Genomic DNA, 21,484 nt, shown 5'->3' on the forward strand with positions numbered 1-21,484 from the left:
AGACAGGACAGCGGCGACGAGCCGGAGCCCGCCGCCGCCTTGAGATTCCGTATCTCTTACTGGTCTTGCTGGTCTTGCTGGTCTCGCTGGTCTCGCTTGTCCCGCTGGAGCCTTAGTTCACGTTCAGGGCGTTGTCGTCGTTGACGAACGACGTCTGCCCGTTGCCCGTCTCGGTGCCGGTGAACTTCAGCGTGATGCTCTGCCCGATGTAGGGGCTCAGGTTGTACGAGAACTGCGAGTAGCCGTTGTTGGCGTCCAGGTTCGAGAACGTGTGCAGCGTGCTCAGCACCGTGCCCGACGAGTTCAGCACCTGGAGCGCCAGCTTGTCCTGGACCGCGCCGGAGGTGTTGGCCGTGTCGATGTGGAGCCAGAAGGAGTAGGTCGCGGTCTTGCAGCTCGCGGGGATCGACGCCTTCTGCGCCAGGGTGTCGGTGTGCCGGGAGCCGTAGCCGTCGAGCCAGGCGTCGTAGTTGCCCGAGTGCGAGGGCTCCGAGCCCAGATCGTTGTTGATGACGCCGGAGGTCGCCGTCCACGGGAACGCCGAGCCGCTCTCGAAGCCGGGGTTGCCGAGGAGCTGCGCCGCGGTGCAGCCGCCGCCGGACGAGGCCACGGTCCACGTGAACTGCGCGCTGCCCGAGGCGGTGCCCGAGGACGCGGTGACCGTCACGTTCGACGTGCCGGCGGTCGTCGGCGTGCCGGTGACGGCACCCGACGAGCTGATCGACAGACCAGCCGGAAGACCCGTCGCCGAATACGTCAGCGCCTTACCGGCCGAGTCCGACGCCGAGACCTGCAACGTCGATATCGCCGTCCCCACCGTGCTCGACTGAGAACCCGGGTTGGTCACCGAAACGGTCTCGGTCGGGGTCGTGCTGAAGACGTCGGTGATCGGCGTGGCCGACGAGGCGTTCCCGGCGTACGGCAGGCCGTACATGTCCTCGATCGTCCGGAGCACGCTGTAGTGGTTGATCGTCTCGCTGTACTGGCCGGCCTTCACGCTCGCGCCGTAGAAGACGGTCGGGATCTGGTTCGACTGCGAGGAGTCGTCCTCGTCCCAGGTGACGATCAGCAGGCTGTTGTGCGTCTTGGCCCACTGCGCGTAGGCGTCGAGGTTGTTGTGCAGGAAGGTGTCGCCCTGGGCGATGGTGCCGTCGTGCATGTCGTCCTGGAGGTTCGGGACGACCCAGGACACCGTCGGCAGCGAGGCGAAGTTCGCCGAGGACGGGAAGTTCGTGAAGGGCTGGTTCGAGCTCGACGGGATGTGGTTGGCCGAGCTGCTCGGGGCCTCCTGGAAGTTCACCCAGGGGTTGTGCTTGCTCGCGTAGTTGCCCGAGGTGCAGGCCGTCGAACCGGTCGAGGGCAGGCCCTCGGAGTAGCTGTCCCAGGTGTCCCCGGCGGCCAGCAGCTGCGCGCCCTCGTTCGGCTTGTCGATCGCCACCGGGCACTGGTCCCCGGTGATGCCCTGGTTCGTGCCGGAGAACAGGTCCAGGTAGTTCGGCTCGGAGGGGTGCTCGATCGCGAAGGACTGGGTGAACAGCGCGCCGCCGGCGGCCAGGGTGTTGTTGATGTACGGGGCGTCGGCGGTGTCGCCGATGATCTCGCCGTACGAGTGGTTCTCCTCCATGACCAGGACGACGTGGTCGTACCTGGGGACGCCGCCGGCGGCGTGGGCCGGTTGGGCCGCCACCGCCAGACCGGCCACCGTGAGCGCGGCGCCGGCCGCGGTGGCGGCCGCCCGGCGCAGGGTGCTGTGACTCGTGATTCTGCTCAGGGGATGATGGTGCTTGCCGGACACGTGATCTCCTCCTAGGCACACAGACTGCGCGGCACCCCGGGTCGGAGTGCCGCGCTGTCATCAATAGTCTGCGATCATGAAGGAGAGAAGTCCCGGCAATGAATCCTTTGCCGGATTCTTGCCTTTCGAGCAGTTACGGCACATCCACCCGGTACGGGTCGTGCTCGCTGAGCAGCTTGTCCAGCCTAGCCTTGTCGACCCGCCCGACGATCTGTTCGTCCTCCTGCTTATCGCGCACCACTTTCGCCAGGGTGATCGCCGAGGTGATCGTGTACAGCAGGCCCAGGCCCAGGAACGCCCGCTCCCAGGCGTTGACCGGGAGGTAGGCGATGCCGACGACGGTCGCGCCGGTGGAGACGATGAACGAGGCGACCGCCTGGAAGTAGTACGCGGCCGTGTTCCGGTTTGCCAGTGGCGTACTCATGCTTCGATGATGCGCCGGGCAGCCGTCATCGATCGTGAGTACGGGTACTCATTCGCGTGCTCATTGATCCCGGCGGAACCCGAGTACCGCGCCGCTGGCCGTCAGGATGTACACCCCGCCGCCGGCGGGGTCGGGCACCAGCAGGTCGGCGCTGTTGGCGTTGGGGCCCGGGGGCATCGGGTAGGAGTGCACGAGCGAGCCGTCCGCGGCGTTCACCACCGCCATTGCCAACGCGGTCTGGTCGGTCGGGGTGTGCACCTCGACCCAGACCTTGTCCCCGACCAGAGCCGGGACGTTCGCGATGCCGTTGAACGTCCTCGGGTTCGCCCACACCTGCGCGCCGGCCTTCCCCTTGCTGCTCACCTGCAGGCCGTACATGCTGTTCGCGTCGGTCGCGAAGGCGGTGTCGCCGGACTCCAGCACCTGGCCGGTGAAGCGCTTGTCGCTGGTCGGCGCCGTCTTCCCCACCGCCGGGTAGGTCCACATCCACTTCCCGGCCGTGTCGTAGGCGTGGACCGAGCCGCTGTGCATGTCGGTGAGGTAGACGTGCTGGGCGTTGCCGCTCACGGTCGGGGTGACGGTCCCGGCGCCGTTGTCGCTGTAGGCCTGGAACGGGATGTGCCAGACCTCCTTGCCCTTCTGCACCTCCATGGCCCGCAGGATCCGCAGCGAGTTCTGGTCGCACAGCGTGATGTAGATGAGGTTCCCGGTCTTCGGCACCGTCAGCGCGACGCTGGTCTGGTCCAGGGCCAGCCCCGTCGGCGGCGACGCCACCGCCTGCATGTCGCTGGCCTTCATGCTCCACAGCGTCGCCCGGTTCGTGAGGTCGAATCCGGCCAGGCAGGGCGGGAAGCTGGGGTCGAAACTGGCGGCGCCGACTATCAGGACGCCGCCGACCAGCCCCAGGACACCGCACTGCGGCATGTTGTTGGTCGACGTCGTGGCCTGCAGGCCGGTCTTGGCGTTCCAGGCCGCCGAGCCGTCCTTCAGGTTCCAGGCGTAAACGGTGCCGTCGCCGTAGGTGTAGACGTAGTTGTCGTCGGCCGCCATGCTCGCCCCGCCGACGTTGCCGACGTCCGGGATCGACACCGGCGCGAAGGCCTTGGCGCCGGTGGTGGTGTCGATGGCGATCAGGTCCTGCGGCGAGTTCGGGTTGACGCTCGTGGCCGTGTAGATGCTGACCAGCTTGCCGCCCCGGACCACCGCTCCCCCGGCGGCGCCTCCCAGGTCGACCGGCGTGCTCCAGTCCTCGCCCCACTTGCCGAGAGTGTGCGACGGGGTCGGGGTGGCGCTCGGGGACGACGACGTGCCGGTGGTGGTCGGACCGGTCGAGGGCGAAGAGGTCGCGCCGTCCTTCGGCGGCGTCCCGGTCGGATACGTCGCCCCGGCGTTCTGCGCGGTCGAGTTCTTGTCGGCGTGCCGCGTCGCGGCGTACCAGGCGCCGCCGCCGGAGGCGGCCACCGCCACGGCGCCGGCGATCCCGGCCAGCACCCGCCGGCGGCCCGGATGCGAAGGCCGGTCCGGGCCGGACGCCGAGGGCGCCGCCGTCGTCCCGATCGCGCCGGCACCCCCGGTGAGGCTGGCGTCGCCGAGCCCGGCGGAGGTGGCATCCGGCTCGCGGGGAGCCGGCGTGGGCACCGGATCGTTGGTGACCCCGGCATGGGTCGGCGTGGCCTCCTCGGCCCCGGCGACCGGCGCGGCGGAGTACTGACGCATATCGCGGTGCACGGACTCCGGCAGCCAGTCGTCGGCCCCGAGGGCTCCGGCCTCCTCCGGCGGCAGCAGGATGTCGAGCAGCTGGTCGGTGGTCGGCCGGTTGGCCGGGTCCTTCTCCAGACACGCCGCGACCACCGGCCGCAGCGCCATCGGCACCCCGGTGAGGTCCGGGGACTCGTGCACCACGAGGTACAGCTGGACGTGGTCCGGCCCGTCGCCGAACGGCGGCACGCCGGTGGTCGCGTAGACCAGGACGCCGCCGAGCGCGAAGACGTCGGAGGCGGGCAACAGCTGCGGGTCGGCGCGGCACTGCTCGGGGCTGGAGTACCGGGGCGAGCCGACGACGATGCCGGTCGTGGTCAGCGAGCTCCCGCCCTCGGAGGCGCTGATGCCGAAGTCGATGACGCGGGGTCCGTCGGGGCCGCAGATGACGTTCGAGGGCTTCAGGTCGCGGTGGATCAGCCCCGCGCCGTGGATCGCGCCCAGCGCCTCGGCGATCCCGGCGCCCAGGATCCGGGCCGAGCGCTCGGGCAGCGGTCCGTGGTCGTGCACGGCGCGCTGGAGCGAGGGGCCGGGTATGTAAGCGGTGGCGAGCCAGGGCTCGGCGTCGTCGGGGCCGGCGTCCAGCAGCGGGGCGGTGTACAGCCCGTCCACGGTCCGCGCCGCCTGCACCTCACGCCGGAACCGGATGCGGAAGCGCTCGTCCTCGGCGTACTCGGCACGGATCACCTTCACCGCCACCGGCCGGCCGCCGCGCGACCGGGCCAGGTACACCCGTCCCATGCCGCCCGCGCCGATCCGCGCCAGCGGTGTGTACGGCCCGACGCGAGCCGGGTCTTCGGGCTTGAGCGCTTCCATGGGGTCCCCCTTCTGAGGGGAAATCGTAACGGTCGACGATCGGGTCGGGTGGCACTGCCGGGGCGTTCGCCGTCTTCACAGCACGTGGGCTCCGGCGGCCGGGCCCAGGGCACGCCGTACCGCGCGCACCGACGGCGCGGCTTCCAGCGCCGCCGCGACCCGGGCTGCGGCAGCCGCGTCGGCGGCGAGGAACGCGCACGTCGGGCCGGATCCGGAGAGCAGAGTGCCGATCGCTCCGGCATCCTGTCCGGCCTGCAGAGTCGCGCGCAGGTCAGGACGCAGGGAGGTGGCCGGCCGGGTCAGATCGTTGCGCAGCGCCGCGCCGAGCAGCGTTGAGTCTCCGGCCCGCAGCGCGCGCAGCAGCTCCTCGTCCACGCCCGGCGCGGCCGCCTGCTCACCGGCTTCCTCGCGCAGCCGGTCCAGCTCGCGGAAGACCGCCGGGGTGGACAAACCCTCATGGGCGAAGGCGAACACCCAGTGGAACTCGCCGCGGGCCAGCACCGGGGTGATCTGCTCGCCCCGACCGGTGCCCATGGCGGTGCCGCCGTAGAGCGCGAAGGGCACGTCGCTGCCGAGCTGGGCGGCGAGCGCGTGGAGGTCGTCGCGGGACAGGCCGGTGCCCCACAGCGCGTCACAGGCCACCAGCGCGCCCGCGGCGTCGGCCGAGCCACCGGCCATCCCGCCGGCGACCGGGATGCCCTTGGTGAGGTGCAGGCGCACGGCCGGGCTGCGGCCCGCGGTCCGCGCCAGGAGCTCGGCGGCGCGCCAGGCCAGGTTGGTGTCGTCCAGCGGCACGTCGACCTGTCCCTCGCCCTCGCAGGTGAGCGCGAGGCCGTCGGCGGTGCTGGCGGTGACCTCGTCGAAGAGGCCGACGGCATGGAAGACGGTGGCCAGGTCGTGGTAGCCGTCGGAGCGCAGCGGACCGACCGAGAGCGCCAGGTTGACCTTCGCCGGCACCCGGACGGTGACCGACTCGGTGGCGCCGGGGCGCGGGGTGTCGTCGTCGGGGGTGAGGGCGGCGGCGGTCACGAGGCTTCCCCGGAACCATCGGCCCCCCGCTTAGGAGGCGGGGGAGGTCTGTGCTCCGCCAGCCGCGCGAACTCCTCGACGGTCAGCGTCTCGCCGCGCGCGCCGGGGTCGATGCCGGCGGCGGTCAGCGCCCCCTCGGCGGCGGCCGGGGAGCCGGCCCAGCCGCTCAGGGCCGAGCGCAGGGTCTTGCGGCGTTGTGCGAAAGCAGCGTCCACAGCAGTGAAGACGTCGCGGCGGTCGGCAACGGTTGTGGGCGGGACCGCGCGCCGGTCCAGGCGCACCAGCCCGGAGTCGACGTTCGGCGCCGGCCAGAAGACGCTGCGGCCGATCGCGCCGGCCCGCTTCACGTCCGCGTACCAGCGGGCCTTGACCGACGGCACGCCGTAGACCCGGCCGCCGGGCTCGGCGGCCAGCCGGTCGGCGACCTCGGACTGGACCATGATCAGGGTGCGTTCGATGCTCGGGAAGCGCTCCAGCATGTGCAGCAACACCGGGACTGCGACGTTGTAGGGCAGGTTCGCGACCAGCGCGGTCGGCGGCGGACCGGGCAGCTCGGTGATCCGCAGCGCGTCGGCGTGCACGAGCTCGAACTCCACGTCCCCTGCGGCGATGCCGGGCGCGAACTCGGCCAGGGTGTCCGGCAGCGCGGCGGCCAGGGTCGCGTCGATCTCGACGGCGACCACCCGGCGGGCGACGTCCAGCAGGCCCAGCGTCAGCGAGCCCAGCCCGGGGCCGACCTCGACCACCACGTCGTCGGCGGTGACGTCGCCGGCCCGCACGATCCGCCGGATGGTGTTGGGGTCGATGACGAAGTTCTGCCCCAGCTTCTTGGTCGGCGAGACGCCGAGCTTGTCGGCGAGCCGGCGGACCTCGGCCGGGCCCAGCAGGCGGGCCGGGAGCCGGGTCGGCAGCTCGGCCGGCAGCTGGGCCGACAGCGGGTCGTCGGCGGCCGGTGGTGGCGGGGAGTGCGGAGTTTCGGACATCGCGAGCCATCGTATGCCGCGGCGGCCCGCAAGCCGTCCACTTCCCTTCGGCCGGAACAGCGGTGCGGCGCGGCACCCCGGCTCTGGCCGGGTACCGCGCCGCATCACGAAGCTTTGTCAGGCCTGCGTCACTTGAACAGGTTGTGCCCGCACACCGGCCACTGGCCTGCGCCGGACTGCACGTACAGCAGCTTGGCGCGATAGGTCTGCTCGGCCGGGGTGGCGTTCGACGGCAGTCCGGAGCCGCCCATCGCGGCCCAGGTCGACACCGAGAACTGGTAGAGCCCGAAGTACAGCCCGCCGCCGCCGACCGACTTGGGATTCCCGCCGGACTCGCACTCCGCGACGCCGGCCCAGTTCAGGCCGTCGGCGCCGGCCACGGTAGTCGGCACGGCCTTGGTGCCGACCTTCACCACCGCGTTCACCGGCTGCTTGGTGATGGTCTTGCTGACGATCTTCGGCGCCTGCTTCACACCGTTGACGGTCAGGTACGCGTACACGACCTGCTGAACGCCCGGCACGCCCTCGGTGATCGTGGTCCGCGAGCCCACGTAGGAGCTCGGGTCCGACTGCTCGGTCGTGGAGAAGTCGATCGGGACCTGCTTGGTCTCCTTCGTCCCGGTGACGCGCTCGACGGTGATGTTCTCGCCGTCGGTGGGGAAGGAGGCCGGGTCCGGGCTCGCGGTGTCCTGCCCGGCGAGCGTCACGTTGGCCTGGGTCAGCGCCTGGGCGACGGTCTGCGCGGTGGTGTCCACGGGGATCGAGCGTCCGTCGACGAGTATGTTGACGTGCCGCTCGGTCCGGACCTGGAAGCTCAGGCCCTGGCGGCCGATCGGCTGGTCGCGGTTGACCGACAGGTACGGGTTCGCGCCGCCGCGCACCCCCACGTCGCCGAGCGCCTCGGCCACGGTGGTCGCGGTGGACCAGATCTGCTGGTCCTTGCCGTCCACGGTGACGTCGAGCTGGCGGCCGTAGCGGACCGAGATCTGCTCGCCGTCCGCCAGCGTCTCGCCGGGGGCCGGGGCCACCTGGTCGTGGGCGTCGGTGACGATGCCCTGCGCCTTGAGGACGTCGGCGACCTTGCCGTCGAACGTGTGGATGGTGCGTTCCTGGCCGTCCACGGTCAAATGGACGGTCTTCTCGAAGCCGACGTAGGCTCCAGCGGCGCCGACGAGCCCCAGCAGGACCGTGCCCTGTACGGCGCGGACCTTGACCTTGGAACCCTCGCTGTGCCGACTAGCGGAACGTCTACTGCTCACGCTGATCCAGACCTCGCCGTGTCCGGCTACGACGCCCGGGCTCCTTCGAAGACCCGTTCTTCACATCGCGTCGATCCGGCTGCCGAGGCGACACTAGCGGCAACCCCGCCGGGCCGCCAGCAGACGTCCGGTGGATGTCCTGCGACATCCCTTTCAGTCCAAGTCGGCTGTCGGTCGACTGATATGACTGGCTATGCCCCGGCGCTATGCCGGGACCTTGAAGGCATCCCGCAGGTTGCTGTCGAGGGCCTGACAGAGTTCAGCCAAAGCGGTGTCACCGTCCATGCCTCGCAGTGCCGCCATCGCACGGACTGTGTAAGGAACGAGGTAGGGCGCGTTGGGCCGTCCTCTATAAGGAAGCGGTGTGAGGAACGGCGCGTCGGTCTCGACCAGGATCCGGTCGATCGGCGCCGCCTGGAATGCCTCCTGCAATGCCTGGTTCGCCTTGTAGGTGAGGTTCCCCGCGAAGGACATGTAGTAGCCGCGCTCGGCGCAAACGCGCGCCATCTCCGCGTCACCCGAATAGCAGTGGAAGACCACTGTTTCGGGGGAACCCTCTTCAAGAAGGATGCGCAGGACGTCCTCGTGCGCGTCGCGGTCGTGGATCACCAGGGCTTTGCCATGGCGCTTGGCGATCGCGATGTGGGCCCGGAAGGAGTCCTGCTGCGCCTGGACGCCCTCGGGGCCGGTGCGGAAGTAGTCCAGGCCGGTCTCGCCGATGCCGAGCACGTGCTCGTCGGCGGCCAGCTTGTCGATCTCGGCCAGGGCCGCCTCCAGGGCCGCCGCGCCGCCGGGGGCGCGGTCCTGGCCGGACCAGCCGTCGGGGTCACCGAGGACGAGGCGCGGGGCCTCGTTCGGGTGCAGGGCTACGGCGGCGTGTACGCGCTCGAACTCCGCCGCCAGCTCGACAGCGGTCTGCGACGAGGGGACGTCCACGCCGACCTGGACCAGGGTCCGGACGTTCACGGCGTCGGCGGCCGCGATGATGTCCGCGGCCGCCGGCTCCTGCATGTCCATATGGGTGTGGCTGTCGCCGACCGGGGCCGGCAGGGGCTCTGGCGCCGGGGGCGGGGTCTCGTCCCGCTCCCGGGACTTCCGCTTGCGTTTGCGCTTCGTCTCGCCGGGTTCCGGTGCGGCGCTGTTCGCTTCGGGCTGACCTGCCTCGCCGTGCTCTGTCACGCGCCTACTCTGTCACGCGGCCGGTGCCTGCGCCGCCTCGCCGTCGGGCCCTACGCCGCCTCGCCGCCGAGCCGCGCCAGCTCCTCGTCGACGATCGAGGGGTCCAGCTTCTTGAAGATCGGCGTCGGCGGCTCCAGCTTGCGCCCGACCTCGATCGGCGTGGACTCCCAGCGGGCCAGCGCCCGGTCGTAGTCGCCGGTGAGCACCGGGTAGCCCGGTCCGCCGTCCAGGTCCTCGACCTCGCGCAGCTCCGGCATCGCCGACCAGGTGCCCTCGCCGCCGAGCAGGTGGAAGACCTTCTCGGAGGAGAACGGCAGGAACGGCGTCAGCAGGGTCTTGGCGTCGTCGACGACCTGCAGGGTGACGTGCAGGACGGTGGCCATGCGCTCGGGGTCGGTCTTGGCCAGCTTCCACGGCTCGTGGTCCGAGACGTACTTGTTGGCCTCGGCCACCACCCGCATCGCCTCGGCCAGCGCGGCCTTGAAGCGGCAGCGGTCCAGCAGGTCGCCGACCGCCGCGAAGGCCCCGCGCGAGGTCGCCAGCAGCGCCTCGTCCTCGGGCGTGAGGTCCTTGCCGGCCGGGATCTCGCCGAGGTTCTTCGCCGCCATCGACACGGCCCGGTTGACCAGGTTGCCCCAGCCGGCGACCAGCTCGTCGTTGTTGCGGCGCAGGAACTCGCTCCAGGTGAAGTCCGTGTCCTGGGTCTCCGGGCCGGCCGCGGTGATGTAGTAGCGCAGGGCGTCGGCGTCGTAGCGGGACAGGAAGTCGCGGACGTAGATGACCACGGCGCGGCTGGAGGAGAACTTGCGGCCCTCCATGGTCAGGAACTCCGAGCTGACCACTTCCTTCGGCAGGGCGAGCGCGCCGAGGCTGCCCGGCTTGCCGTTCTTCTCGCCCTTGCCGTCGTAGCCGAGCAGCATCGCCGGCCAGATCTCGGAGTGGAAGACGATGTTGTCCTTGCCCATGAAGTAGTAGGCACTGGGCGCCTCGCCGTCCGGGCCGACCTGCCAGAAGGCGCGCCAGGCGTCCGGGTCGCCGCTGCGGCGGGCCCACTCGACGCTCGCGCTCAGGTAGCCGACAACCGCGTCGAACCAGACGTACAGCTTCTTGTCGGGGCGGTCGACCCAGCCCTCCAGCGGGACCGGGACGCCCCAGTCCAGGTCGCGGGAGATGGCGCGGGGCTGGAGGTCGTCCAGCAGGTTCAGGGAGAACTTCAGGACGTTGGGACGCCAGGACTTCTGCTCCTGCAGCCAGGACCCGAGGACGCTCGCGAAGGCGGGCAGGTCCAGGAAGAACTGCTCGGTCTCGATGAACTTCGGCGTCTCGCCGTTGATCCGCGAGCGCGGGTTGATCAGCTTCTCCGGGTCCAGCTGGTTGCCGCAGTTGTCGCACTGGTCGCCGCGCGCGCCGTCGTAGCCGCAGATGTAACAGGTGCCCTCGATGTAGCGGTCGGGCAGCGTCCGGCCGGTCGAGGGGCTGATGGCGCCGAGCGTGGTCTTGGGGAAGATGTAGCCGTTGTCGTACAGGCCCTTGAAGATCTCCTGCACGACCGCGTAGTGGTTGCGCGTGGTGGTGCGGGTGAACAGGTCGTAGGCCAGCCCGAGCGACCGCAGGTCCTCGGCGATCACGCGGTTGTACCGGTCGGCCAGCTCGCGGGCGGTGACGCCCTCCTTGTCGGCCTGGACCAGGATCGGCGTCCCGTGCTCGTCGGTCCCGCTGACCATCAGCACCCGGTTGCCCGCCATCCGCTGGTAGCGGCTGAAGACGTCCGAGGGGACGCCGAAGCCGGAGACGTGGCCGATGTGGCGGGGCCCGTTGGCGTAGGGCCACGCCACGGCTGTGAGGATGGTGCGCTGGGTGGACGGCATGAGGCCTAGGGTATCTGGCGCGGCGGCCTCACCTGGTGCGGTTTGGGCGGGGTCCAGATACTGGACGTGGAGGGGTGGTCACGTGAACGCGGATCCGACCGGGGGGCGCGAACCGGGAGCGGCCGACGAGGCGCGGGAACCGGTGTCCGAGCCGACGCCAGAACCGGCACCCGAGGACGACCTGGTCCTGGCCACCGCCCGCCGCATCATCGCCGCCGACGCCGCGATCATCCATCGCCTGGGCACGATATGAGGTACCTGACCACCCGCGACCTGCTCGCGATCACCGACGCCACCCTCGGCCCGGACACCCCGATCCGCGACGCGGGACTGATCGACTCGGCGGCGCACCGGCCACGCACCACCGCCTTCGGCGAGGACGCCTACCCGGACCTGCACACCAAGGCCGCCGCGATCCTGCACTCGATCCTGCGCAACCACCCGCTGGTCGACGGCAACAAGCGCCTGGCGTGGGTCGCCTGCCGCACCTTCCTCGCGGTGAACGGCGCCGACTTCACCCCGGACGAGGACGCGGCGGTCGACTTCGTGATGCGGGCGGCGGCTTCGGAGCTGGACGGCGTCGAGGCGATCGCGGCGGTGCTGCGGGGGTGGACGGGGTGAGGTCGGCGGCCCTCAGCCGGGGTCACTCGTAGTGGTAGCGGCACTGAGAGGCATCGCTGCGCCACGAGCGGGCAGCGGACAAAGCTGCACCCAGCTACTTCGGCGCCTCGGACTTGCTGACGCGAACCGCTTCTCGTCGGATGGGGCGCTATGGCCGGCCATCCGGATCGGTCGACTCGTGGTCCAGGCACCGACCAGCTTCCTTTGCTTCGATCGGTTGCAACAGACGTGGTGCGTTGGCCGGTGACCGAAACAGATGCAGGGTCTCGCACATCGACTCGTAGTCGTCGAGCGCCATGATCACCACAGCTTCACGATTCGCCCGGGTCACGGTGACCGGTTCTCGGTCGTCGACCACTTTGTTCAAGGTCTCCGCGAAGCGGGCACGAGCGAAGGAGAAGGTGAGTGTCCGCATTTCGACCTCCGTCGTACAAGATACTTCTTGCAAAAGTGACATCGGTATCTGCCGGTAGCAAGCTAAATCACTCCAAAGTGGACTCTTTCGCCGCCACCACCGCGTCGAAGACCTCCCGCTTCGGCAGCCCGACCTCGGCAGCGACCTCCGCGATCGCCTCCTTCCGCCGCAGCCCGCCGGCCTCCTCCTTCGCGAACACCAGCTCCGCGAGTTCCGTCGCGCTCAGCTCGCGGCCCGCGCCGGGGGTCGCGCCGCCGACCACGACGGTGATCTCGCCGCGGATCTCGCCCTCGTCGGCCCAGCGGGCCAACTCGCCGAGGGCGCCGCGCTTGATCTCCTCGTAGGTCTTCGTCAGTTCGCGGCAGACCGCCGCCGGGCGTTCGGCGCCGAAGGCTGCGGCCATGTCGGCGAGGGAGGCGGCGAGGCGGTGCGGGGCTTCGAAGAAGACCATCGTGCGTGGTTCGGCTGAAAGTTCCGCCAGGCGGGACGTGCGGCCGCCGCCCTTGCGCGGGAGGAAGCCCTCGAAGCAGAAGCGGTCCACCGGCAGGCCGGAGACCGCCAGGGCGGTCAGGACGGCTGAGGGTCCCGGGACCGCCGTCACCCGGATTCCGGCCTCGACCGCGGCGGCGACCAGGCGGTAGCCGGGGTCGGAGACCGAGGGCATGCCGGCGTCCGTCACCACCACCACGCGGGCCCCGGCGAGCAGGTCGCGGACCAGGTCGGGGGTGCGGGCCGTCTCGTTCGCCTCGAAGTAGGAGACCAGGCGGCCCTTCGGCGTGATGTCCAGCACGCGGAGCAGGCGCTTGAGGCGGCGGGTGTCCTCGGTGGCGATGACGTCCGCCGTCGCCAGCTCCTCCGCCAGCCTCGGCGGCGCATCCTCATCCCGGCCGATCGGGGTGCCGGCGAGGACGAGGAGGCCGGGGGCCGGTTCTGTTCCAGTCACGTGACCATCCTCGCCCAAAAACGGTGATCCCCTGTCCGAACGGCCGGACGACTCCCTACGATGACCGGGTGACGAGCCTCGCCCCGACCCGTTCCTCGCTGCCGGATGACGACAGCGAGGAGGACTACGGCGGCCGCCGTCGCGGCCGTAGCGGTTCGCACCGCGAGCGCGGGCGCGTCTGGTGGCGCCCGAACCTGCGCCCGCGCGACGACGAGCAGGGCGAGCTGACGCTGCGCGAGCGCCTGGTCCCCTCCTTCGCGCGCGAGCCGCGGTGGATCACCTGGGGCTTCCCGATCCTGATCATGCTGGTCGGCGGCTTCATGCGGTTCTGGCACCTGGGGCTGCCCAAGTGGGTCATCTTCGACGAGACCTACTACGCCAAGGACGCCTGGGCCACCGTCCACTTCGGGCACGAGATCGGCTGGCACGACGACCCCCCGGTCGGCATGGCCAAGGACGACGCGGCCATCATCGCCAACCCGCACATCTGGCGGACGCTGATCGCCAACCACCAGGGCAACGCCGTCCACCCGCCGGTCGGCAAGTGGATGATCGGCGCCGGCGAGTGGCTGTTCGGCTTCACCCCGTTCGGGTGGCGCTTCATCCCCGCGGTCTGCGGCACGCTCGCGATCCTGATGACGGCGCGCATCGCCCGGCGCATGTTCCGCTCCACGCTGATCGGCTGCCTGGCCGGTCTGCTCCTGGCCGCGGACGGCCTGGAATTCGTGATGAGCCGCACCGCACTGCTGGACATCTTCGTCATGTTCTGGACGCTGGCCGCCTTCGGCTGCTTCATCGTCGACCGCGACAAAATGCGCTCCAGACTCGTCGACTGGCGCGAAAGCTTCCCACCGACGCCGCTGCCGGACGACGTGAAGGCCCCGCCGCTGGGCTGGCGCCCCTGGCGCCTCGCCGGCGCGGTCTGTCTGGGCTTGGACCTGGGCACCAAATGGAGCGGGCTGTGGATCATCCCCTGCTTCATCGCGATGTCGCTGCTGTGGGACCACGCGGCCCTGCGCGCCGTGGGCATCCGGCGCCACTGGCTCGGCTTCTTCCGCCGCGAGACCTGGCAGACCACCCTGCTCGGCGTGCTGGTCCTGGCCACCTACACGGCCACCTGGACCGGCTGGTTCGTCACCAAGGACGGCAACTACCGGCAGTGGGCGGCGCAGAACAACGCGATCCACGTCCCGGTGCTCTCGGCACTGCGCAGCTGGTGGGAGTACCACTGGCAGACGTACCACTTCCACGTCAACCTGGACTCCCCGCACGCGTACATGTCGAACCCGTGGAGCTGGCTGGTCATGGGCCGCCCCACCGACTACTACTACTGCAACCAGGGCGCGACCGGCTGTCCGCCGCTGAACGCCAACCAGCACCAGCAGGTCCTGGCCCTGGGCACGCCGCCGCTGTGGTGGTTCGCGACCCTCGCACTGGTCTGGTGCTGCTGGCGCTGGATCGCGCGCCGCGACTGGCGCGCCGGCTCGATCCTGTGCGGGATGCTCGCGGCCTGGGCGTTCTGGCTGAACTATCAGCACCGCACGATCTTCACCTTCTACGCGGTCGCCTTCGTCCCGTTCATGTGCTTCGCCGCGGCGTACCTCCTGGGAGTGATCGTCGGCCGCGCCGACGCGCTCCAGTACCGAAGGGTCTGGGGCGCGGTCGTGGCCGGGGCCATCACCGTCTACATCCTGGTGATGTTCATCTACTTCTATCCGATCCTCTCGGCGCAGACGATCACCTACAACCAGTGGCTCGACCGCATGTGGTGGCCGAGCTGGATCTAGACCCTTATCTAGACCCTTTAGAACGAAGGCCCCGGCGATCCGCCGGGGCCTTCGTCCGTTGTTTCGTCCGTTGTGCCGCCTTCCGCAGCGCCCGACCAGGGGCTACCGTCCAGTAACGTGGAACTCTCCTACGCGCGCCGCGGTTCGGGCGACCCCCTGGTCCTGATCCACGGCATCGGCCACCGCTGGCAGGCCTGGGAACCGGTCATGGACCGGCTCGCCGAACACCACGACGTGATCGCGATCGACATCCCCGGCTTCGGCAGGTCCGCGCCGCTCAAGCCGGCCGCGGGCCAGCACCCCACCATCGCGCTGATGGTGGAGCGCATCGCCGAGTCCTTCCCCGGCTTCGGCATCGAGCGGCCGCACGTCGCCGGCAACTCGCTCGGCGGCGCTCTGGCACTGGAGCTGGCCCGCGGCGGGCAGGCCGCCTCGGTCACCGCGTTCTCCCCCGCCGGGTTCTGGCACACGCGCTGGGAAACCGCGTGGGCGCTGGGGAATCTGAGCGTGACGCGCGCCGCCGCCTTCGCTCCGAAGCCGGTGCTGCGCTACGTCACCGACCACGAGACGACCCGGGCCCTGGCCTTCGGCATGATCTTCGGCAAGCCGCGCCGCCTGGATCCGACGCTGGCCCTGGAGGACACCGTCGCGCTGCGCGAGGGCCGCTCGTTCCGGCCGGTCGCCAAGGGGGCCAAGGGTTATCGCTACACCGGTGAGAGCGACGTGCCGACCACCGTGGCCTGGGGCACCAAGGACTGGATCCTGCTGCGCCGGCAGTTCGCACAGGCCAAGCGGGTGCTGCCGAAGGCCCGGTTCGAGGACCTGCCGGGCTGCGGCCACGTGCCGATGAACGACGACCCCGACCTGGTCAGCCGTCTGATCCTGGAGACCACGGGAGCCATTCCCGCCCAAAGGTGACCGGTCGTCCAAAGACCCGACTTGTAGACTCGCGCGAAGGGAGTCATTGCCACCAGGGGGACGGACCGCAGCTGATGACCGAGAACTGGCACCAGGAACCGGCACCGTGGCTGTCCACCCCGCGTGATCGCGGTGAATCGGGGCCGGGTTCGATCCCGGCGCCCTACACAGGGCAACCCCAGCCCTATATTGCACAGCCTTATATAGCGCAGCCCTATACCCAGCAGTCCTATACGCAGCAGCCGTATATCGACACCACCGACGACACCATCGATGTCATGTCGACGATCATGGTCGCGGTCGGCACCGTCCAACGCCGCGCGGCACGTCCTCCGGAAGTCGGCACCGTCGAGGAGGCGGAGCGCATCCTCGGCTACGCCGTCGACTCGCTCGACGCGGACTCCGACCTCTACTCCTTCGGCACGGTCACCGACGGCACCGTCTGCCTCGTCCCCGACGACGGCCGCTGGGCCGTCTTCTTCGCCGACGGCGGCCAGCGCCGCTATGCGGGTGTCTTCGACGACCCCGTCCAGGCTGCCGTCCACTTCGCCGGCGTCCTGCTGCTCGCCGCCGCTGAACGCGGAGCCCTCCCCAAGCACGCCGGCCCGTCGGCCCTCCCCGGCCGCACCAGCGACCCCCTGGCCGAAATGCTCGCCGGCCCTCCGATCACCCCTCTGGCCGGCGATCCGCCGACCACCCTCTACACCGACCAGCGCCTCACGATCCTGACCCCGGGCACCGAGGTGGACCGCTTCGGCGACCAGATGGGCAACACCGTCTACGCGGCCCGCACTAGGTATCCGCACCGGTCTCTGCCTCCGGACTACATAGAGAGGCCGTACCGGGTCTACCGAGTGCGCGACCCTCTGCGTACGCTCACCGGTACCGCGATCCCGTGGTTCGGACAGCCGGGAGGCGGTATGGCGTACCTGTTGCCACGCCCTATACGAGACCTCCTCCATGAGGGCGCTCTAGTAGAAATCCCCTCTGCGACCCTCGCCCCGTCCTGAGGTTCGCACTTGAGGTTCGCCCCGGGCTTCGCTCTGAGATTCGTTGTAAGGCTGTAAGCGTTTCTCGACAGCGCGTCGGGAACGCGCGACACTGGTCACGCGTTCCCAGTTAAAAGACGTAATACGTGTCGAGGTGACGCTGTGTCCTCTTCGCTCTCCGATCGTCGTACCGCCGCCAGGTTCCGGTCCGACCGCAACCTCAGCGCGCGGATGCTGTCGGTGATGGTCCTGCTGGCAGCCGTCTACGGCGGCGCCATCTTCCTGATGATCCGGTTCCTGGGCCGCGCCTGGCCGCTCGGACTCGCCGTGGTCGTCGCCTTCGCCACGTTCCAGGTGCTCACCTCCGGCAAGATCGCGATGCGCACCATGGGCGCCCGGGTCGTGACCGCCGAGGAGGAGCCGGAGCTGCACGCCCTGGTCGACCGCCTCTGCGCGCTGGCCGGTATGAAGAAGCCGGCCGTCGCGGTGGCCGAGTCCCGGGTCCCGAACGCCTGCGCGGTCGGCCGCTCCAAGGGCGACTCGACGCTGTGCGTGACCCGCGGGCTGCTGGAAACGCTGGACCCGCCCGAGCTCGAAGGCGTCATCGCCCACGAGTTGTCGCACGTCCAGCACGGCGACGCCGCGGTGATGACCGTCGCGGCGTTCGTCGGCGTCCTGGCCGGCCTGGTCGCGCGCGTCGGCCTGCGCTTCATCTACATCGGCGGCCGGGCCCGCGGCCTGTGGCACATCATCGTCGCGGCCATCGGCCTGATCGCGCTGGCCGCCGCCACCTGGCTCGTCTCCCTGGTCCTGACCCGCTCGCTGTCCCGCTACCGCGAGTTCGCCGCCGACCGCTCCGCCGCGCAGCTCACCGGCAACCCCTCGGCCCTGGCCTCGGCGCTGTCGAAGGTCGAGGCGAAGGTGCACGGAGGCGGCGGCATCCCGCAGACCGACCTGCGCAAGGCCGGCGCCCTGAACGCCTTCTACTTCGCCCCGGTCACCTCCGCCAAGACCACGGCGCACCACTTGCTGTCGACGCACCCGACCACGCAGGCGCGGCTCGACCGGTTGGTGAGAATGTCCACGGAGATGTCAAAAACGAGTTAAACCTGTGACGCGCAGCGTCTCCATAACGGGCGGTGGTGGGAGACGGGCGGGCAAAGATTCATTTCTCGGTCTGTGACGGCCGGGTCACGCCTCGCGGCGGGCCCGGCCGTCGGTGTTTCAGCTGTCTGCGATACGTACGCGGCCCGCACGAGGCCCGTATGCAGCGCCGGAGGCCGGTCGTCGCAGGGCGCTCATACGCTCACAGACCACTGATTCCGGGCGTTCCAAGGTCACAGACTGATCAAATACGAATGTTCGAGTCTTTTGATAAATGCCTGCTATGCTTCGCGAGTTTTCCGAGCAGCACCATCCCCCGAACTTTGCAGGCATCGGAAGGATCCGCAGCATGAGCGACAGCCAGATCCAGTCCCAGTGGGAGCGTGTCGGCGGGGAGGCGGCCGTCAAGGCCGTCCTGGACCGCTTCTACGAGGGCGTGCTGGAGGAGCCGCAGCTCGCCGGCTTCTTCGACAACGTCGCGGTGGACGACATCAAGCCGCACCTGGCGGAGGTCCTCAAGGTCGTGCTCGGCGGCCCGGACGCGCGCACGGACATCGACCTGGCCGAGTACCTCACCGAGGCGCACTCCGACCTGGGTGTCTCAGAGTCCGACTACTCGCTGACCGGCCAGGTGCTGATGGACACGCTGAAGGAGTTCGACGTCCCGGCGGACATCGTCGAGACCATAGCCGGGGCGCTGGCGACCGTTCAGCCCTTCGTGGTGGCCGTGTAGTCGTGGTGGATCCGCACCTCCTGCGCACCTCCTGGGCGAAGGTCGCCCAGCACGGAGAGCAGGTGCCCTTGTTCTTCTACGGCCACCTGTTCCTCAGCCATCCCGAGGTGCGATCGATGTTCCCGCCCTCGATGGCGGCACAGCGCGACCGGTTGGTCGCCGCCCTCGGAGCCGTCGTGGCCAACGTCGACAACCTCGACGCGGCCGTGCCGTTCCTGCAGGGCCTGGGCCGGGACCACCGCAAGTTCGCGGTGGAGCCCGGCCACTACCCGGCGGTCGGGGCCAGCCTGCTGGCCACCCTGGAGCAGTTCCTGGGCCCGGACTGGACGCCGGCGGTCGCCGAGTCCTGGACCGAGGCCTACGGCATCGTCGCCAAGGTGATGACCGACGCCGCAGCGGTTGCCGCCGAGTCCGCCCCGCCGTGGTGGGAGGCCGAGGTGGTGGCGCACGAGATCCTCGGCGGCCGGCGCGACATCGCGCGGGTCACCATCGCCACCCGCCTGCCGTACCCCTACGCCGCCGGGCAGTCCATGACGCTGGAGACGGCGATGGCCCCGGCGCGCTGGCGCTTCTACACCCCCGCGAACCCGCCGCGCCAGGACGGCCTGATCGAACTGCACATCAAGCTGATCGGCGCGGTCTCCTGGCAGCTGGTCAACGTCATGGGCGTCGGCGACCGGCTGCGCCTGGGCCCGCCGGTGGGCCACCAGCTCACCCTGGCCTCCACCGCGCCGGGCACCGACCTGCTGATGATCGCCGGCAGCACCGGGCTCGCACCGCTGCGCGCGATCGTCGAGGACCTGGCCCGCACGCCCGACCACGGGCGCCGCGTCACCCTCTTCTACGGCGCCCGCATCGCCAGCGACCTGTACGACCTGCCCCGCCTGGAACAGCTCGCCGCACGCCACGCCTGGCTCACCGTGATCCCGGTGGTCTCCGACGACCACGCCTGGGAGGGCCGGCACGGCCTGGTCGGAGACGCCGCGGCGGCCTACGGCAACTGGCCCGGACACGAGGTCTTCATCGTCGGTTCGGCCGGCATGTGCGAACACGCCGCGGCCCGCTTGAAGGAAGCGGGAGTGATCCCGGGGGCCATCCACCTGGAGGAGAGTCAGCCGTGAGCTTCAGCGAGTACGACGGAACGCCCGGCGGCACCGGAGCCCGGCGTCCCGAACGGCTCAGCGCCGAGCAGATCGACGCCTGGGAGTTCACCCGGGCCGGCCTCACGCACCGCGGCTACGACGAGGAGGGCGTGCTCCGCTTCAAGCGGCGCGTGCTCGCCGAACTGCAGGCCGCCGCCCAGATCGAGTCCGAGCTGCGGCAGCGCAACGACGAGCTGACCAGCCAGCTGCGCACCTCCTACGCCGGCAGCGACCCGGCCAACGGCGGCGCCGCGGCGGCACCCGTGACGCCCTCGGCCCCATCGGCCTTCGCCCCGGAGCAGCGGGTCACCGCCGCCGCGGTCAACGCGATCGCGATGGCCCAGCGCCAGGCCGAGGAGCAGATCCGGGCCGCCGAGGAGTACGTCCGCAACGTCACGGAGTACGCCCGCAACCAGTACGCGGTCACGGTGAACGAGGGACACCGGCAGGGACTGCTCGCTGCGGAGTCGGCGTTCCAGCGGCGCAGCGAACAGCTGTCCTCCAGCCTGAAGTCGCTGGAGCAGCAGCTGGAGTTCCTCAAGGCGTTCGGTGTGGCGTTCGGCGTGCAGGTCGAGGGCGCGCTGGAGAAGGCCCGCGAGGAGGTGCACGGCATGATCAAGAATATCCACCAGGCCTTCGACACGCTGAACCGGAACCCGCCGCACGGCGCGGGGGCCCCGCCGACCGACGTGCCCGGCATGGCGGGCGTCGGCGGTCCGTACTACGGATCCGCGCTGCCGGGCGCCGTCTGACACCCGGTCTGACACCCGGCAGTGCGGGTCTACGCCAGGGCTCCGCGCTGCCGGGTACCCCGGACACTGGGCATCGCACGACCAGGCACGATCCCCCGACCCTGCCTAGGCTGGGAACCATGACGACAAGGGTTGCCTTCCTGGGGCTCGGGGCCATGGGCGCCCCGATGGCGGCGCGGCTGGTCCGCGCCGGATACGACGTGGTGGTGTGGAACCGGACCGCCGCCCGGGCCGAGCCGGCGGTCGCGCTCGGTGCGAGCGCCGCCGCCGACCCGGCCGCGGCGGTGGCCGGCGCCGAGTTCGTGGTGACGATGCTGGCCGATCCGGAGGCCGTCGGCACGGTGGTCGCGTCCTTCGCCGGCGCGCTGCGGCCGGACGCGGTGCTGGTCGAGATGTCCACGGCCGGACCGGAGAGCACCGGCCTGGTCAGGGACCTGATCCCGGACTCGGTCGGCATGGTCGACGCCCCGGTGATGGGCAGCGTGGACCGCGCCGAGGCCGGCACGCTGGCGGTGCTGGCCGGCGGCACGCCGGAGGACCTGGCGCGGGCGGCCGAGCTGCTGAAGGTGTTCGGCACCGTCACCGAATGCGGCGGACCCGGGAGCGGTGCGGCGCGCAAGCTGGTGCTGATCAGCGGGATCGTCGCCGGGGTGACGGTGGTCGGCGAGGCGCTGGCGCTGGCCGAGCGGCTGGGGGTGCCGGACCCGCACGCGGTGCTGGAGGCCAGTCCGCTGGGCGGGCTGGTGGCCCGAGCCTTCGCCACTGGCGTCGACTTCTCCGCCGAGATGGCCGGGAAGGACCTGCGGCTGGCCGGGGAACTGCTGGACCTGCCGGTGATGACCGCCGCGCGGCGGGCGCTGGAATCCGCGCCGGACCAGAACGCCGACCTCGGCGAGGCGGTGCGGGCGCTCAACGAGAAGCGCTGAGCCGGCTGGGTCTGTCTGTGAGCACGGACTACCTTGAGCAAGG

20 protein-coding genes are annotated in these 21,484 nt (G+C 70.5%); 10 read left to right on the top strand and 10 right to left on the bottom strand.

The features are described from left to right. Positions 1–112: 112 nt before the first annotated feature. The 8 genes from GWK61_RS56505 to metG form a co-directional block, all read right to left on the bottom strand. Positions 113–1,795: an alkaline phosphatase family protein gene (locus GWK61_RS56505; RefSeq protein WP_323747619.1), complete on the bottom strand. Its 1,683-nt coding sequence runs from the start codon at positions 1,793–1,795 to the stop codon at positions 113–115. 133 nt (positions 1,796–1,928) lie between these two features. After that, complete coding sequence (locus tag GWK61_RS17580) at positions 1,929–2,219, bottom strand: YiaA/YiaB family inner membrane protein (protein ID WP_194909464.1); 291 nt, start codon at positions 2,217–2,219, stop codon at positions 1,929–1,931. Positions 2,220–2,279: 60 nt separating this feature from the next. Then, on the bottom strand, positions 2,280–4,793 hold the full coding sequence (locus GWK61_RS17585; RefSeq protein ID WP_194909465.1) for a serine/threonine-protein kinase: 2,514 nt from the start codon (positions 4,791–4,793) through the stop codon (positions 2,280–2,282). A gap of 75 nt (positions 4,794–4,868) precedes the next feature. Next, positions 4,869–5,822 carry a 4-(cytidine 5'-diphospho)-2-C-methyl-D-erythritol kinase gene (locus GWK61_RS17590; protein WP_194909466.1) on the bottom strand — a complete coding sequence of 318 codons (954 nt, stop codon included), beginning with the start codon at positions 5,820–5,822 and terminating at the stop codon, positions 4,869–4,871. Continuing rightward, a complete protein-coding gene (rsmA, locus tag GWK61_RS17595) occupies positions 5,819–6,805 on the bottom strand; it encodes a 16S rRNA (adenine(1518)-N(6)/adenine(1519)-N(6))-dimethyltransferase RsmA (RefSeq protein WP_228562478.1) in 987 nt (328 codons plus the stop codon). Before rsmA ends, GWK61_RS17590 begins: the two co-directional genes overlap by 4 nt. A gap of 128 nt (positions 6,806–6,933) precedes the next feature. Continuing rightward, positions 6,934–8,064, bottom strand: coding sequence for a resuscitation-promoting factor (locus GWK61_RS59575; RefSeq protein WP_194909467.1), 1,131 nt, complete (start codon positions 8,062–8,064; stop codon positions 6,934–6,936). Positions 8,065–8,268: 204 nt separating this feature from the next. Then, positions 8,269–9,114 (bottom strand): TatD family hydrolase, encoded by an 846-nt coding sequence (locus GWK61_RS17605; RefSeq protein WP_194909490.1) that lies wholly within the window; start codon positions 9,112–9,114, stop codon positions 8,269–8,271. Between the two features lie 179 nt (positions 9,115–9,293). Then, positions 9,294–11,111, bottom strand: coding sequence for a methionine--tRNA ligase (metG, locus tag GWK61_RS17610; RefSeq protein WP_194909468.1), 1,818 nt, complete (start codon positions 11,109–11,111; stop codon positions 9,294–9,296). A gap of 82 nt (positions 11,112–11,193) precedes the next feature. Here metG and GWK61_RS17615 point away from each other — a divergent pair, with 82 nt between their 5' ends. Beyond that, positions 11,194–11,364 carry a hypothetical protein gene (locus tag GWK61_RS17615; RefSeq protein ID WP_194909469.1) on the top strand — a complete coding sequence of 57 codons (171 nt, stop codon included), beginning with the start codon at positions 11,194–11,196 and terminating at the stop codon, positions 11,362–11,364. Continuing rightward, complete coding sequence (locus GWK61_RS17620; RefSeq protein ID WP_194909470.1) at positions 11,361–11,732, top strand: type II toxin-antitoxin system death-on-curing family toxin; 372 nt, start codon at positions 11,361–11,363, stop codon at positions 11,730–11,732. The genes GWK61_RS17615 and GWK61_RS17620 overlap by 4 nt, the downstream gene beginning before the upstream one ends. Before the next feature lie 148 nt (positions 11,733–11,880). Here GWK61_RS17620 and GWK61_RS17625 read toward each other — a convergent pair whose 3' ends face one another. After that, positions 11,881–12,147, bottom strand: a complete 267-nt coding sequence (locus tag GWK61_RS17625) for a type II toxin-antitoxin system Phd/YefM family antitoxin (RefSeq protein ID WP_194909471.1) — start codon at positions 12,145–12,147, stop codon at positions 11,881–11,883. A gap of 67 nt (positions 12,148–12,214) precedes the next feature. Beyond that, positions 12,215–13,090 carry a 16S rRNA (cytidine(1402)-2'-O)-methyltransferase gene (gene rsmI, locus GWK61_RS17630; RefSeq protein ID WP_194909472.1) on the bottom strand — a complete coding sequence of 292 codons (876 nt, stop codon included), beginning with the start codon at positions 13,088–13,090 and terminating at the stop codon, positions 12,215–12,217. 68 nt (positions 13,091–13,158) lie between these two features. Here rsmI and GWK61_RS17635 point away from each other — a divergent pair, with 68 nt between their 5' ends. The 8 genes from GWK61_RS17635 to GWK61_RS17670 all read left to right on the top strand — a co-directional run bounded on the left by GWK61_RS17635 (position 13,159) and on the right by GWK61_RS17670 (position 21,441). After that, positions 13,159–14,877 carry a dolichyl-phosphate-mannose--protein mannosyltransferase gene (locus GWK61_RS17635; RefSeq protein WP_194909473.1) on the top strand — a complete coding sequence of 573 codons (1,719 nt, stop codon included), beginning with the start codon at positions 13,159–13,161 and terminating at the stop codon, positions 14,875–14,877. Between the two features lie 117 nt (positions 14,878–14,994). Next, positions 14,995–15,795, top strand: a complete 801-nt coding sequence (locus tag GWK61_RS17640; RefSeq protein ID WP_194909474.1) for an alpha/beta fold hydrolase — start codon at positions 14,995–14,997, stop codon at positions 15,793–15,795. A 74-nt stretch (positions 15,796–15,869) separates the two neighbouring features. After that, positions 15,870–16,805 (top strand): TNT domain-containing protein, encoded by a 936-nt coding sequence (locus tag GWK61_RS17645; protein ID WP_194909475.1) that lies wholly within the window; start codon positions 15,870–15,872, stop codon positions 16,803–16,805. A gap of 141 nt (positions 16,806–16,946) precedes the next feature. Beyond that, positions 16,947–17,891 (top strand): M48 family metalloprotease, encoded by a 945-nt coding sequence (locus GWK61_RS17650; RefSeq protein WP_323747621.1) that lies wholly within the window; start codon positions 16,947–16,949, stop codon positions 17,889–17,891. Between the two features lie 346 nt (positions 17,892–18,237). Next, on the top strand, positions 18,238–18,621 hold the full coding sequence (locus tag GWK61_RS17655; protein ID WP_194909476.1) for a group I truncated hemoglobin: 384 nt from the start codon (positions 18,238–18,240) through the stop codon (positions 18,619–18,621). Positions 18,622–18,623: 2 nt separating this feature from the next. Beyond that, complete coding sequence (locus tag GWK61_RS17660; RefSeq protein WP_194909477.1) at positions 18,624–19,742, top strand: globin domain-containing protein; 1,119 nt, start codon at positions 18,624–18,626, stop codon at positions 19,740–19,742. After that, positions 19,739–20,515, top strand: coding sequence for a hypothetical protein (locus tag GWK61_RS17665; RefSeq protein ID WP_194909478.1), 777 nt, complete (start codon positions 19,739–19,741; stop codon positions 20,513–20,515). Before GWK61_RS17660 ends, GWK61_RS17665 begins: the two co-directional genes overlap by 4 nt. 119 nt (positions 20,516–20,634) lie before the next feature. Next, the gene (locus tag GWK61_RS17670) at positions 20,635–21,441 is read left to right on the top strand and encodes an NAD(P)-dependent oxidoreductase (protein ID WP_194909479.1); all 807 of its coding nucleotides are present in this window, start codon (positions 20,635–20,637) and stop codon (positions 21,439–21,441) included. The last annotated feature ends 43 nt before the right edge of the window (positions 21,442–21,484 follow it).

The organism is Catenulispora rubra, from assembly GCF_015356825.1.
Taxonomy (GTDB): Bacteria; Actinomycetota; Actinomycetes; order Streptomycetales; family Catenulisporaceae; genus Catenulispora; species Catenulispora rubra.

Coding starts and splice junctions, on each gene's coding strand:
- GWK61_RS17655 (WP_194909476.1), top strand. CDS start 18,238: ATGAGCGACAGCCAGATCCAGTCCCAGTGGGAGCGTGTCGGCGGGGAG.
- GWK61_RS17670 (WP_194909479.1), top strand. CDS start 20,635: ATGACGACAAGGGTTGCCTTCCTGGGGCTCGGGGCCATGGGCGCCCCG.
- GWK61_RS17620 (WP_194909470.1), top strand. CDS start 11,361: ATGAGGTACCTGACCACCCGCGACCTGCTCGCGATCACCGACGCCACC.
- GWK61_RS17645 (WP_194909475.1), top strand. CDS start 15,870: ATGACCGAGAACTGGCACCAGGAACCGGCACCGTGGCTGTCCACCCCG.
- GWK61_RS17625 (WP_194909471.1), bottom strand. CDS start 12,147: ATGCGGACACTCACCTTCTCCTTCGCTCGTGCCCGCTTCGCGGAGACC.
- GWK61_RS17585 (WP_194909465.1), bottom strand. CDS start 4,793: ATGGAAGCGCTCAAGCCCGAAGACCCGGCTCGCGTCGGGCCGTACACA.
- rsmA (WP_228562478.1), bottom strand. CDS start 6,805: ATGTCCGAAACTCCGCACTCCCCGCCACCACCGGCCGCCGACGACCCG.
- GWK61_RS17580 (WP_194909464.1), bottom strand. CDS start 2,219: ATGAGTACGCCACTGGCAAACCGGAACACGGCCGCGTACTACTTCCAG.
- metG (WP_194909468.1), bottom strand. CDS start 11,111: ATGCCGTCCACCCAGCGCACCATCCTCACAGCCGTGGCGTGGCCCTAC.